Consider the following 13385-nt stretch of genomic DNA (forward strand, 5'->3'; position numbering starts at 1 on the left):
TTGCTAATAATGTTAGTATGACTACTGATTCTCAGTTTAATGATCCTTGTCGGTGGCAAATTCCAAGAGATTTACCAAATGAGATGGCAAAGCATACCAATGAAGCAACGGGTGCTATGGATATGGTGAAGCGCGATCGCTTTGAATTATTGAGTGCTTATTTAGATGGTGAGGTGACAGCAGCAGAACGTCGGCAAGTAGAAGATTGGTTAGCCAATGATGCCTCTGTTCAACGCCTGTATAGCCGACTACTAAAGCTCAGGCAAGGTCTGCGGACTATGCCAGTGCCAACAACCCAAACGACCCCAGAAACGACAGCCGACCAAGTATTTGCGCGGATTAATCGTCGTTCTAGAATTAAATGGGTATTTGGTGGTGCGGCGATCGCTGCTTGTATGATTGGTGCATTATCTAGCTGGCTGCCAAATCGAGAATCTGGCATATTGCAGCTAGCACAACAACCACAAGCACAACCTACCCAGGCTGCTGCTAAGTCAGAACTATTGCCAATGATCGCCTTGAACAACCCAGTCATGGAAATTCCCAAGGCAGCAACATCTTCTCCAAAGAAGTTGATCAATCAACCATCATCGGGACTAGGAGAAGTTATCCCAAACATCAACTAATCTCCATGTTTGTAGTCAGCACTTAAGTGCTGATTTTCACGGCTAAAGTCCTCACTACAAACCCTTAGTCCCAGCTATCCTGGAGTGATAGATCACAACCACTCCACCAACCATCAGGTAGGAGTAAACCTCCTAGCTTTTTGATTCTTTCTGGGTTCATCAGATATCCCCAAGCCCAACCCAGAGACAAACCCTGGAGATTGTATACTTCCACCTCTTGGCGATTGTAGAGATTTCCTGACATTTGTCTAGTCGGTTGATAATCCTCCAGCTCGTCTAAGACATCTAAAATCCAGGGTTCAGCAAAAGAGACTAAATATCCGTGGACTAGTTCTTTTCCTATAGTCATAGCTGGGTAGCCCATCGGCAAAGCAAACAGTTGACCCAGAGTGGTGCATCTTTGGGTATCTACTACCAGCCCAGCACAGTATTTTTGATAATTGACTTCACCTGGTTTGAGTGTACCGTAGACAAAAACCCGCACTCTCCCAGAAATTTTTGTATGGAATATCATATGAGCTTAAGCAAAGTTAATTACACAGTTACTTATTAAGCTTGAAAGGGATTGCTCTAAATTTAAATTCCCCTAGCGCAATTACGAATTAGTAATTACGAATTACGAATTGTCATTTGCCTACCATCATCTACAATATGGAGGCACATAAGATTTACAGTCCAGTAGGAGAATTTTTGGTGGATTCCCGATACAACCCAGAAGCGATTGAGGAAAAATGGCAAAAAACATGGTTAGAACTTGGCTTAGATAAGACCCCTACAGATAGGAATAAGCCCAAATTCTACGCTCTATCCATGTTCCCCTATCCATCGGGCAGCCTGCACATGGGTCACGTCCGTAACTATACAATTACCGATGTGATTGCCCGCCTCAAACGAATGCAAGGGTATCGGGTACTGCATCCAATGGGATGGGATGCCTTTGGCTTACCCGCAGAAAACGCTGCCATTGACCGTGGCGTACCCCCTTCCCGGTGGACTTATCAAAATATTGACCAAATGCGGCAACAATTGCAGCGTCTTGGCTTGTCAATTGATTGGGATTGTGAACTTGCCACCTGTTCACCAGACTATTACAAGTGGACACAATGGATTTTTTTGCAGTTTTTAGAAGCTGGTTTGGCTTATCAACGAGAAGCAGCCGTTAACTGGGATCCTATTGACCAAACTGTATTAGCAAACGAACAAGTTGATAATGAAGGACGTTCTTGGCGGAGTGGTGCTAAAGTTGAGCGCAAATTACTCAGACAGTGGTTTTTCAAAATTACCGACTACGCCGAAGAATTATTAAACGACCTGGATAAATTGACAGGCTGGCCGGAACGGGTCAAGTTGATGCAGGCGAACTGGATAGGGAAATCTACAGGAGCGTATTTAGAATTTCCTATTGTCGGCAGCGATGGAAAAATCGCCGTGTATACCACTCGACCTGATACTGTGTTCGGTGTCAGCTACGTAGTCTTAGCACCAGAACATCCCCTGACTCAGCAAGTCACCGCTAAAGACCAAAAAGCGGTAGTAGAAGCCTTTATTCAAGAGGTGACAAATCAAAGTGAGTTGGAACGTACCGCCGAAGACAAACCCAAGCGCGGTGTTCCTACTGGTGGCAAAGTCATTAACCCGTTCACAGGGGAAGAAGTACCTATTTGGATTGCCGACTATGTACTGTATGAGTATGGTACTGGGGCGGTTATGGGTGTACCTGCCCATGATGCACGGGATTTTAAATTTGCCCAAAGATATGATTTACCCATTGATTTTGTTATCGCTGCCCTAGAAGATGTGGCAGGTTTTGATTTAAGCCCAACATCAGAAACAGAAGAAGTTACCCAACTAGTTCAGATTGAATATAACGAGGCATACACTGAGCCAGGAATTTTAATCAATTCTGGGTTGTTTACTGGCATGACTTCCGCAGAAGCCAAATCAGCAATTACTAAATATGCCCAAGAACAAGGTTTTGGTAAAGAACGTATTCAATATCGCTTACGGGATTGGTTGATTTCGCGCCAACGCTATTGGGGCGCACCCATTCCAGTTATTCACTGTCCCAACTGTGGGATAGTACCAGTACCAGATGCAGATTTGCCTGTACAGTTGCCCGAAGAAGTGGAATTTACCGGCCGTGGTGGTTCACCGTTGGCGCAGTTGGAAAGTTGGGTAAATGTGCCTTGTCCTACTTGTGGTACTCCTGCTAAACGAGAAACCGACACGATGGATACCTTTATTGATTCCTCGTGGTATTTCTTGCGGTTTCCTGATGCTAAAAATGAAAATCAGGTGTTTGACCCTACTAAAACTAATGACTGGATGCCCGTAGAGCAATACGTAGGTGGTATCGAACACGCTATTTTACATTTGTTATATTCCCGGTTCTTTACTAAGGTATTGAGAGATAGAGGTTTGTTGAACTTTGATGAACCATTTGAACGCCTATTAACTCAAGGGATGGTGCAGGGTTTAACTTACCTGAATCCCAACAAGGGAGGTAAAGATAAATGGATTCCTTCCAATTTAGTTCACCCCAATGACCCCCGTGACCCTCAAACGGGTGAACCATTGGAGCGTCTTTACGCTACTATGTCCAAGTCTAAGGGTAATGGTGTTGCGCCAGAAGATGTAATTTCTAAGTATGGTGTAGACACAGCGCGGATGTTCATCTTATTCAAAGCACCACCAGAAAAAGACCTGGAATGGGATGAGGCGGATGTTGAAGGACAATTCCGGTTTTTAAATCGGGTTTGGCGGTTGGTGACAGATTATGCTGCGGCTGGGGTCTGTCGTAAACAGGCTCAACTTGCTGATTTGAGTAAGCCAGAAAAGGAATTACGGCGGGCAATTCATACGGCTATCCAAGCTGTAACGGAAGATTTAGAAGATGAGTATCAATTCAATACAGCTGTTTCCGAGATGATGAAGTTAAGTAATACCCTCTCTGATGCTGACTGTCGCAATTCACCAATTTATGCTGAAGGTGTGCAAACTTTGGTGATTTTATTAGCTCCTTTTGCTCCACACATTGCTGATGAATTGTGGCATTTATTGGGTAATAGTAAATCAGTTCATACTCAGACTTGGCCTGCTTTTGACTCGGCTGCTTTGGTGGCTGATGAAATCACGTTGGTGATTCAGGTTAATGGTAAGAAACGCGCTGATTTGCAAGTTCCAGCCCAAGCAGATAAGTCTGAGTTGGAAAAATATGCCCGTGAATCAGAAGCGGTTCAGCGTTATTTGGAAGGCAAGGCAATTAAAAAGGTGATTGTTGTACCTGGGAAGTTGGTCAATTTTGTGGTTGTTTAGTTGCTCACACGAGTTATTCGTGTAATGAAGAGTGCTGAGTAAATTTATTTATGGAGACGCGATGAGTCGCGTCTCTAAAAAGGGTTTATTTGTTGTATTCTTTCTGCAAATAGCTAATAAAAATATAGTTATTTATTCAAGTTAAATTTTTGATATTTTATCAAGAATCAATAGTATTTAAGAGTCGCTACTAATATCTTTTTGAATACCATTTCTTTCACGTTTAAGGCTTTCTTCTAGAGCTTGAATTTGCTCACGACGCGCTTCTAATTCTAGTGTGCGACGTGCTAAATCTTGGTTTTGTAAAGTTAGCGATTGTCTCCACTGTTCGGCTCTTTCTGCTTCTTGTTGTAAAAATTCTGGGGTGACACCAGTTGTTAGATAAGCTTGCACTAAATATAATACCCAGTCACAAGCATCTTCCATATGTTCGATATGACCTGTGGCGGAAAGTTCTACTAACACCAGCAATTTTTCGCTGATTGTGTTACTTTTGCCCAGTAAAATGAAAGCTTCTTCTGGAATCATTGTCCAAAGGGAATCAGCTTCTTGACGTGCTAACAAGCGTAATTGGTACTGGTTTAAAAATTCATTTTTATGGACTTGGGCTAGATATAGCATGGCTGTGGCTTTATTCCCATTCAAAATTCAAAATTAGGGTAATGGGAAGACTCCCATTACCCTTTACAGCTATGCTAAACCACTCAGGCGATCGCGTAAAATCTCTGCTTGTTTTTCCGCTTCGGCTAAAGCTTCTCTTGCACTCTGCACTACATCTGGCCTAGCTTTATCCACAAAGTTGGCATTGCTTAACCTACCTTTGAGAGATTGCGCTTCGGCTTCAATTTTGCTCAGGCTTTTCTCTAGCTTGGCACGCATGGCTGCTAAATCCACCACACCATCTAGAGGTATGACTACCTGTACTGTACCAACTACACCTGCAATAGCTTTTTCTGGTTCTTGTGTTGGTGGTTGTAATTCCTGCGGTACTGGAGTTTTTTCTGTGGCGGGTGGGAATAACTGCGCCCAGAATTTTTGTCTGGCTTTGGCTGACAATAAAGTGCTGAGAACAAACCAAGTTGCGTAACCCAAACCAACGAGTTCAAAGAAAATGCCAATGACAGGAATATCATCTAGGGTATCGCCAACAGCTATGGCGATTCTGAAAAAGATGAAACCGACGATAATCCAAACAATTGTCCGCCAACTACTTTTGGGTTTTGGCTGTACGACTGTTTGGGGTTTTGGTTCATCAGCAATGGTTAAAGTCTCCACCTTGGCTAAATCTTTAATGTAAGATTGTCCCGCCGTGAGGATTTGGCGTTCTTGTGGATTTTCCGACTGTAAATTTGCTGTGACTTTTACCCCTGGTTTGACTTCCGCTTCGGCGCGTAAATTGCGGATGGTGCGGATAGTACCAATTAGCAGTTCAAACTGTGTTTCTAAGGTTGGGTTAATGAGGTTATTATCAGCCTTCGGATATGGCTGTAAAGCTAACGTTTGCTGAGAATCTGCTGGTTGTTGGGTTAGAGTCTGCCAAATTTCTTCGGTGATGTGGGGCATAAAGGGATGCAGTAGCTTTAAAATCCCTTCTAGTACGTAGGCGAGGATTTGTTGGGCTACTCGCCGCGATTCTGGGTCTGCATCCTTTTGTAGTCGGGATTTAACTAATTCAATATACCAGTCGCAAAAATCACCCCAAATAAATTCGTAGAGTCCTTTGGCTGCTTCTCCTAAACCGTAGTTATCGATGGAGTTAGTGGTTTGCTGGATAACTTGATGATAGCGGGAAAGAATCCAGCGATCGCTTAATTCCGTGGCAAGTGGTTGACCTAATTGTGCTGGGGTTTGTCCATCTAGATTCATCATCACGAATCTAGCAGCGTTCCACAACTTGTTAGCAAAGTTGCGGGAGGCTTCTACTGATGATGATTCATCTTTTTTGCGATCGTATTCTAAGCGAATATCTTGCCCTGCACCCGCTACTTCCTTAACTAAGGTGTAACGTAGGGCATCAGTTCCGTATTTATCAATCAGTAACAGTGGGTCAATCCCATTGTTAGATGACTTGGACATCTTTTTATTGTTTTCATCCCTGACCAAGCCGTGAATGTAAACGGTCTGGAAGGGCATTTGTCCAGTAAAATGACCAGCCATCATGGTCATTCTAGCTACCCAGAAGAAGATGATGTCAAAGCCTGTAACTAGGGTAGTGGTGGGGTAGTAGGTGGCTAAATCTGGAGTTTGTTCTGGCCAGCCTAATGTAGAAAACGGCCACAAACCAGAAGAAAACCAGGTATCTAAGACATCTGGGTCTTGTTCTATCTGGACATTTTCCCCAAATTGGGCTTTGGCTTTCTCTAACGCTGCATCTGCAGATTTAGCAACTACAAACGGGGTGCTATCGGTGATTTGTCCGTCTGTCTCACTGACAGCATACCAAGCTGGGATTTGATGACCCCACCATAGTTGGCGAGAGATGCACCAATCTCTGAGACTTACTAACCAATCGCGGTAAACCTTAGTCCAGCGTTGAGGGACAAATTCGGGGGTGTTTTGCTGGTCGAGGAAGTCTAATGCTTTATCCGCCATTGGGCGAATTTTGACAAACCACTGAGTAGATAGTAGGGGTTCAACGGGAACTTTACCGCGATCGCTATAAGGAACGGTATGCTTATAATCTTCGACTTTCACTAACACACCATCGGCTTCGAGGCGTGCAACTACATTCTTTCTCGCCACAAAGCGGTCTTGTCCTTGAAATTCCCCAGCGTTAGCGTTCAGCGTACCATTTTTATTAAGGATATTAATAAACGGCAGATTGTGACGCTTACCCATTTCAAAGTCATTCAGGTCATGGGCGGGTGTTACCTTCACGCAACCTGTCCCGAAAGTGGGGTCAACTAATTCATCGCCAATGATGGGAATTTTCCGTTGCATAATTGGCAGAGTTAAAGTTTTACCAATCAGGTGTTTATATCGGTCATCATTGGGATTGACAGCTACACCCGTATCACCCAGCATAGTTTCTGGGCGAGTCGTCGCCACCTCTATATAACCAGAAGCATCTGTTAAGGGATAGCGGAAATACCAAAGATTCCCCTCAATCTCTCTAGATTCCACCTCAACATCAGAGACAGCCGACTGGGAAGCCGGACACCAGTTAACTAAATATTCACCACGATAAATTAAACCTTCATCATAGAGACTCACAAAAGCTTCTACCACAGCTTTAGATAAGCCCTCATCCAGCGTAAACCTCTCCCGTGACCAGTCTACCGACACACCCAAGCGTCGCAGCTGATTAACAATTGTTCCCCCTGATTCCGCTTTCCACTTCCAAGCACGTTCTAAAAATTGGTCGCGTCCCAACTCATAGCGGGTTTTACCCTCGGCTTTGAGTTGTTTTTCTAGAATGGTGTGGACAGCAATACTAGCGTGGTCAGTTCCTGGTAGCCACAGGGTATTCCGTCCCTGCATCCGGTGATAGCGCACGAGAGTATCAATCAACGCACTCTCGAAGGCGTGACCCATGTGCAGACTACCGGTAACGTTTGGTGGCGGAATTACGACACAATAAGGTTCACCACCATGATTGGGGTCAGCTTTGTAAATTTGGTTGTCTTCCCAGAATTTTTGCCACTTTGCTTCAGTGGAAAAAGGATCGTAGAGACTGGGAAGATTTGGTATAGTTGCGGTCATTCTGGGAAATTCACGTTTGGAAGGACTCTAATAAATTTTGCCACAGGGTTGGGGATTGAGGACTGGGGATTGGGGACTAGGAATTTTAGATTTTAGATTGAATAATCTAAAATCCACTCATTGCAAATCCAAAGTTGAAAGGCTGGGAAGAAGAAATATTGAATTTTTGTAGAAACGCGATTCATCGCGTCTTATGATTCTTCTCATCCAAAAATTTTAACTGGTGGTATAGACAGTTAATTTGTGGTAGGTTTACTCCGGCGGCTTGGGCTTTTATTAATGGGGTGCCTAAAATTGCTTCTACTTCCAACGGACGGTGTTCATCATAGTCGATTTTCATGCTGGGACGGTAAGGGGTCATCTTGATGGTGTAATCTAACATGGTTTGGATGAAGCTATCAGGAATTATCCGCCCCATACTATTTGCCCCACCTTGCACCTCATACATGATTTGTTCTACTAGTGTGCGAGTATTAGTATCTCTCATTAATCCGTCAGTGCTAGCGTTGAGAATTACAGACAGTCCATTGTAAGGAATATTCCACACCAGTTTTTTCCAACGTGCCAGTAATAAATCTTCTGCTAATTCAATCCCAACTCCTGCACTTTGGAAATCTTGGGCTATTTGCTGCATTTTTTCTGTAATTCCAGCCGCAGAATATTCAGGGATATATTCCCCTAAAGTGATGTGTCCATAGTCCAAATGCCGGATATGCCCTGACCCCACTTTATTAGAACACAGGAAGCACAAACCACCAATTACATGAACTTTGTGGAGAATTTGGGCTATTTCTTCTTCTACACCTAGTCCATTCTGTAATAACAACACCACTCCACCATCTTGAACAACAGGTGGTAATAACTGCGGTAGCAAATGGTTTTGAGTCGTTTTTAGTGCCACTACTACCACATCGCATTTTGGCATCTTGGTGACATCGTTGTAGGCGTTCACTTGGGGGAGGGTAAAGTCACCGTCTTTTGACTCGACGATTAAACCGTGGTTTGTAACGTGTTCGTAGTCACTCTTGAGTAAAAAGTGAACATCTAAACCAGCTTTTTGCAATTTAGCACCGTAAAATCCGCCTAATGCACCAGTTCCCAAGATGCCATATTTGCAATGCTGTTCACTCATACTTTTTTGCCCAAAATTTTCTGATGACTATCATAGACCAGTGTCTAAAAACCAACTACTACCGCTACGCAAAAGTCAAAAGTCAAAAGTCAAAAGTTTTTCAAGTAGAACGGCGTAAATGATTAATGGTTTGTAGTGTACCCATGCGGGGTGAATCCTACGGATACGCTACGCGTTCACGCAGTGTTCCGTAAAGCCTGCGGTATAGCTACGCTTAGGGCGCAGTCTCTCTGAGAGAAGGAAGCTAGTTTGAAATAATTTATTCATAAAAATTAAACCTGTTTCACAATAATTTAAAATTTTTGGCAGGAGACACAATGAAAATCTATTTTCTCAATCCCCAATCATTAGGTAAAAAAATGGCTGATATTGTTGATATTGCAATTAGTGCTGATGCTTTTAAAACTCTGGTGACTGCTGTCAAAGCTGCTGGTTTAGTAGAAACATTAAAAAGTCCTGGCCCTTTTACTGTTTTTGCACCCAATGATGATGCTTTTGCTAAATTACCGCCAGGAACTATCCAAACTTTGGTACAGAATATTCCCCAGTTAACCAGAATACTCACCTATCATGTCGTGCCTGGCAAGCTGAAACAGGCTGACTTAGCGAAACTTGGTACAGTCACATCTGTTGAGGGTTCACCTATCAAGATTGATTGTTCTGAAGGTTTTGAGGTCAAAAACGCCACGGTTTTAGCCGCAGATATTGAAGCTGATAACGGTATTATTCACGTTATCGATACTGTGATTTTGATGGGTTAACGGGACTTAAACATTTTTGAGGGTTAAATAAGCTTAAAACCTTTGCGGGGTAAGGGAAATACACCAAATACACTAAAACGCCTGAAACCCAGATATACGAACAAATCAATCAAAGCGATGTCCAAGTCTCTTGATATATACGTTTGAGGCTATTTTATAGGTGTTTTTTGCCTAAGACCCATTAATGATTATTTGGGTGGGTATTACCCACCTGATTTATCGCTAAATCATTAGAATAGTTTATTAAAAGCATACTTATAGACTGATGAATTGTAATTTATGTTAAATATACACAGAAGTATTTACTTTAGATATATGCTAAGTTAAGTTGATATATCTAAAAATATATTGAGTTTTAGATGCCAACATTATCCCAACAGATTAATGCTTTATTTTCATAACTTAGCTGAGTTCTCTCGTGCTAACTGCGTGGGGATTTGTGCCTTTCTTGTCCCTGCTAATTTACTAGCTACATTGTCAACCATAATTTTAGCTGTCATTAGTCGTCCAACCCTTCAAATTTGGCAAGCTGCTAGCATTGCAAGTGTTTTCGCAGTCTTAATGATACTACACGTATATACTTGGTTCATGATTGGTGTGGTGATGTCTCCCACCTATATTTTGTTAGGTTTAGCAATTACCTGCTTACTTACCAACGTTGCAGCTATCGTTTTACAGAAACGCCACCTTCACCGCTTTACTATTTCCCAAAACATTTGAAGTAAAGAATAGCAATTGTCGTCAATTGCTCCATGACCAAAGGCAACCAATGTTGAGTATAGCCGTTCTGGAAGGTCGAGTCGGATTTGGTTTGATATTCTTTTCTCATCATAAATGTTTGGATGTACTGTAAATCCCAGAAGTCATAGTTAGCTTTAGTCTCAGCCTATGATATTCAAGCTATTAGGACATGGGCTGAGACTAAAAATTTTTCCCTCAAGCCTTGTTCCTTAAGAATTAACCCTCACTCAAAGCCAAAAATTGCTCATCATTAATCCTTCCAGATTGATGAAGAACATCTGTTATTTCCGAAATAGTTAAAACTGCATGGCCACGATAACCATTTTCTACTAATCTCTTTTGTACACCTTGTTCATGGTCAATAAATACCACAATATCCTGCACATTTAGCCCAGATGACTTTAACTTTTCTGCCCCTTCCATCACACTTTTACCACTAATGAGAATATCATCAACAACCGCCACTGTTTCCCCTGGATAAAAATTACCTTCAATTAGTCTGCGAGTTCCATGTACTTTTACCTCTTTTCGAGGGAAAATCATTGGACAATGCAGACGTAAAGATAAGCCAGTAGCAGTGGGTAAAGAACCATAAGGAATACCCGCTAATCTGTCAAAAGTTAAATTTTTTAAAATTTTTTCATAGCCACTAAGAACTTGATTAAAAACCTGGGGGTTAGAAATGATTTTGCGTAAATCAATATAATAAGGAAATATTTCCCCTGATGCTTGGACAAATTCACCAAACATAATGCAACCAATATCATGAAGCTGTAAAATCAAATCATGGTAAGGGTGTTGCTTTGGAAAAACAACATCTGGAAGCCACACAGAACAGGTAGAAGCATTTTGAATTACTTGAGTTTTTATCTGATTAATTTCTGCGCGTAAAGACTTCACTTCTTCAGATAAATTTTGTTTTGCCAACATATCTTGAGGCACAGGAATTAATAAACGATTCCCGTTACTATCTAAACCTGCTTCTAAGATTCGGTTTAAATTACCTCCCTCACCCCAAACACTACGCGCCATAATTATCCGTTCTGGTGCAACTGCCCTAATTTGAGATAATACTTCAGAATTAGTAGTTCCTACTTCTAAACCCAATTGTTCTGGCGTTCCCCAATTTTTTGATTCTTTTACTACTTGTAAATAAAGCGGTGATTCTTTTGTAGGATATTGCTGTAAAGCCTCTGCACCTGGGTTAGAAGTACAGCATAAGACAAACACTGCTTTATCAGGATAAACCAAAAATGGAGCTACATGATCTTGTCCTGTATAGGGAGTAAGTGTAATTGCATCTACTTGCCATTCTGTAAATACTGTCTTAGCAAAGATAGTGCTGGTATTTAAATCACTATGTTTCGCGTCTAAAATAATCGGAATATGATTTGGAATAGCTGCTAAAGTTTTATGCAGTAGTTCTAAACCAGGAATACCCAAGGCTTCATAAAAACCCAATGTTGGCTTATAAGCACAGACAAAATCAGCAGTTTCAGCAATAATAAATTGCATCCATTCCCACAAACCAGAGATGATAGCTTGAGATTTATAAATATCAGGCATCATCTCTATATTTGGGTCAAGACCAACAAACAGTAAACTTTGATTTTGCGATATAATTGTTTGTAATTTATCAGAAAAAATCATTTATTTAGTCGATAATCACTAGTTAATGGGCATTGGATATTTCGCCCTTGTCTCCTTCTCTTTCGTCCCCTATACTCCGAACTCTTCTAAATACCCGCAAACCATTCATAACCCTGATCCTCCCAGTAGCCTTGGAAAGGTGTTAGATGGCTCGTGAGAGTAATTTGAGTTACCCACTTACTCTGTTTATAACCAAGTTTAATTGGCGAAGCAAGGCGTAAAGGCGCACCATTATCAACTGGTAAAGGTTCACCATTTTTTTGATAAGCTAACAGTGTTTGAGGATGTAAAGCTGAAGCAATATCCCAACTTTCGTAGTAGCCGTCAGCCGATTTAAAATACGCATATCGGACATTACTTTTAGGTTGGGCAAGGGCAATAATTTCTCTTAAACGGATGCCACCCCATTGCACGATCGCAGCCCAACCTTCTACACAAATATGGCGTATAATCATGGAAGTTAAGGGCAAATTTTGAATCTCTGCCATACTCAGGCTTAAAGGATGATCAACTTCACCATCAATAATTAAACGATATTTTTCTATATCAATAATTGGCGTATACCGAAAGGTATTAACTATTAATTCCTCTGGTTGAATTTCGCTAATTGAAAATTCTGGGACTGCCTTCTGGGGGCTAAATATTAGCTTTTCTATTTTTTGATTCAGTGGTTCAGAAAGTGTACCCACCAAATCTTCAAATATTGGTGTACCACAACCACCTAGCAAAAAACTTATGCTAGAAATACCGGAAATATTTAAAAATTTACGGCGGCTTAATTGGGGATGGCGCAGACGAATTAAATCCATATTTAATCATGCAAGATTAGCAATTAATATTTGTTCTACCAAAACATTGAGGCTGTGAGTTCTTTTCCTCCCGCTTTACGCCCTAAAAATGAGTGAATAATAGCAAATATTATGGACATTGGGACTGAGGTAAAATGAACGATTCGTAAAGCTTCCCAACTCCCAAACATATCAACAATAACAGGAAATTGAGCAGGTTTATACATACCTATCCCAGTCAATAATGCCAGTAGCAAAATCGGAATAATGGATGTATAGACAATCCGATGCCAAGCATAAACTAGACGTTTAGGATTCTGAGTTTTTTGTAATGCTTTGATATCGTTAACACCAACAAATCGATGTCGCCAGCGTCGAGTAGTTAAAACATAAATTCCGTACCACAGAAGATTTAGGGAAAATAGCCACATAGATGCAAAATGCCAGTGTCTACCACCTGCTAGCCAACCCCCTAAGGTAAATATATGAGGTATGTGTAAACCGTCACGTCCACCAAACACAGGGTTAGCATTGTAAATTTGCAGTCCACTAGTCACCATGAGAAATAGGCTAATGATGCTGATAGAGTGGAAAACCTTAGCCCCTATGGCTTGGGTGGGTAGTTTTCTCATCTTTGGGGGAATAGTTGCAGTCATGGATTTAAATGTTT

Annotated in this window: 11 protein-coding genes; 4 read left to right on the forward strand and 7 right to left on the reverse strand. The window is 41.6% G+C overall.

What is annotated here, in order from left to right; translation table 11 throughout:
* The first annotated feature begins 17 nt into the window (after positions 1 to 17).
* Positions 18 to 626 carry an anti-sigma factor family protein gene (locus tag VB693_RS09510; RefSeq protein ID WP_323266047.1) on the forward strand — a complete coding sequence of 203 codons (609 nt, stop codon included), beginning with the start codon at positions 18 to 20 and terminating at the stop codon, positions 624 to 626.
* A gap of 64 nt (positions 627 to 690) precedes the next feature.
* On the opposite strand, the gene VB693_RS09515 is transcribed toward VB693_RS09510, so the two are convergent.
* Positions 691 to 1140 carry a gamma-glutamylcyclotransferase gene (locus VB693_RS09515; RefSeq protein ID WP_323266048.1) on the reverse strand — a complete coding sequence of 150 codons (450 nt, stop codon included), beginning with the start codon at positions 1138 to 1140 and terminating at the stop codon, positions 691 to 693.
* A 179-nt stretch (positions 1141 to 1319) separates the two neighbouring features.
* Here VB693_RS09515 and leuS point away from each other — a divergent pair, with 179 nt between their 5' ends.
* Positions 1320 to 3941: a leucine--tRNA ligase gene (gene leuS, locus VB693_RS09520; RefSeq protein ID WP_323266117.1), complete on the forward strand. Its 2622-nt coding sequence runs from the start codon at positions 1320 to 1322 to the stop codon at positions 3939 to 3941.
* A gap of 177 nt (positions 3942 to 4118) precedes the next feature.
* On the opposite strand, the gene VB693_RS09525 is transcribed toward leuS, so the two are convergent.
* The 3 genes from VB693_RS09525 to VB693_RS09535 all read right to left on the reverse strand — a co-directional run bounded on the left by VB693_RS09525 (position 4119) and on the right by VB693_RS09535 (position 8775).
* A complete protein-coding gene (locus VB693_RS09525) occupies positions 4119 to 4562 on the reverse strand; it encodes a hypothetical protein (protein WP_323266049.1) in 444 nt (147 codons plus the stop codon).
* 69 nt (positions 4563 to 4631) lie between these two features.
* The gene (locus VB693_RS09530) at positions 4632 to 7643 is read right to left on the reverse strand and encodes a valine--tRNA ligase (protein ID WP_323266050.1); all 3012 of its coding nucleotides are present in this window, start codon (positions 7641 to 7643) and stop codon (positions 4632 to 4634) included.
* A 181-nt stretch (positions 7644 to 7824) separates the two neighbouring features.
* Positions 7825 to 8775 carry a putative 2-dehydropantoate 2-reductase gene (locus tag VB693_RS09535; protein ID WP_323266051.1) on the reverse strand — a complete coding sequence of 317 codons (951 nt, stop codon included), beginning with the start codon at positions 8773 to 8775 and terminating at the stop codon, positions 7825 to 7827.
* Between the two features lie 359 nt (positions 8776 to 9134).
* Between VB693_RS09535 and VB693_RS09540 the strand changes: the two genes are divergently transcribed.
* Positions 9135 to 9536, forward strand: coding sequence for a fasciclin domain-containing protein (locus VB693_RS09540; RefSeq protein ID WP_190706390.1), 402 nt, complete (start codon positions 9135 to 9137; stop codon positions 9534 to 9536).
* A gap of 384 nt (positions 9537 to 9920) precedes the next feature.
* The gene (locus tag VB693_RS09545) at positions 9921 to 10256 is read left to right on the forward strand and encodes a hypothetical protein (protein WP_190706280.1); all 336 of its coding nucleotides are present in this window, start codon (positions 9921 to 9923) and stop codon (positions 10254 to 10256) included.
* A 237-nt stretch (positions 10257 to 10493) separates the two neighbouring features.
* Here VB693_RS09545 and VB693_RS09550 read toward each other — a convergent pair whose 3' ends face one another.
* The 3 genes from VB693_RS09550 to VB693_RS09560 all read right to left on the reverse strand — a co-directional run bounded on the left by VB693_RS09550 (position 10494) and on the right by VB693_RS09560 (position 13371).
* On the reverse strand, positions 10494 to 11927 hold the full coding sequence (locus tag VB693_RS09550) for a bifunctional orotidine-5'-phosphate decarboxylase/orotate phosphoribosyltransferase (protein ID WP_323266052.1): 1434 nt from the start codon (positions 11925 to 11927) through the stop codon (positions 10494 to 10496).
* A gap of 86 nt (positions 11928 to 12013) precedes the next feature.
* Positions 12014 to 12736, reverse strand: coding sequence for a molybdopterin-dependent oxidoreductase (locus tag VB693_RS09555; RefSeq protein ID WP_323266053.1), 723 nt, complete (start codon positions 12734 to 12736; stop codon positions 12014 to 12016).
* A 35-nt stretch (positions 12737 to 12771) separates the two neighbouring features.
* Positions 12772 to 13371 (reverse strand): cytochrome b/b6 domain-containing protein, encoded by a 600-nt coding sequence (locus VB693_RS09560; RefSeq protein ID WP_323266054.1) that lies wholly within the window; start codon positions 13369 to 13371, stop codon positions 12772 to 12774.
* Positions 13372 to 13385: the final 14 nt, after the last annotated feature.

The organism is Anabaena sp. UHCC 0399 (assembly GCF_034931465.1).
GTDB lineage: Bacteria > Cyanobacteriota > Cyanobacteriia > Cyanobacteriales > Nostocaceae > Trichormus > Trichormus minutissimus.

Bases quoted from the DNA above. Each gene is read 5' to 3' on its own strand.
- VB693_RS09510 (WP_323266047.1), top strand. From the start codon at position 18: ATGACTACTGATTCTCAGTTTAATGATCCTTGTCGGTGGCAAATTCCA.
- VB693_RS09515 (WP_323266048.1), bottom strand. From the start codon at position 1,140: ATGATATTCCATACAAAAATTTCTGGGAGAGTGCGGGTTTTTGTCTAC.
- VB693_RS09525 (WP_323266049.1), bottom strand. From the start codon at position 4,562: ATGCTATATCTAGCCCAAGTCCATAAAAATGAATTTTTAAACCAGTAC.
- VB693_RS09530 (WP_323266050.1), bottom strand. From the start codon at position 7,643: ATGACCGCAACTATACCAAATCTTCCCAGTCTCTACGATCCTTTTTCC.
- VB693_RS09535 (WP_323266051.1), bottom strand. From the start codon at position 8,775: ATGAGTGAACAGCATTGCAAATATGGCATCTTGGGAACTGGTGCATTA.
- VB693_RS09540 (WP_190706390.1), top strand. From the start codon at position 9,135: ATGGCTGATATTGTTGATATTGCAATTAGTGCTGATGCTTTTAAAACT.
- VB693_RS09545 (WP_190706280.1), top strand. From the start codon at position 9,921: ATGCTTTATTTTCATAACTTAGCTGAGTTCTCTCGTGCTAACTGCGTG.
- VB693_RS09550 (WP_323266052.1), bottom strand. From the start codon at position 11,927: ATGATTTTTTCTGATAAATTACAAACAATTATATCGCAAAATCAAAGT.
- VB693_RS09555 (WP_323266053.1), bottom strand. From the start codon at position 12,736: ATGGATTTAATTCGTCTGCGCCATCCCCAATTAAGCCGCCGTAAATTT.
- VB693_RS09560 (WP_323266054.1), bottom strand. From the start codon at position 13,371: ATGACTGCAACTATTCCCCCAAAGATGAGAAAACTACCCACCCAAGCC.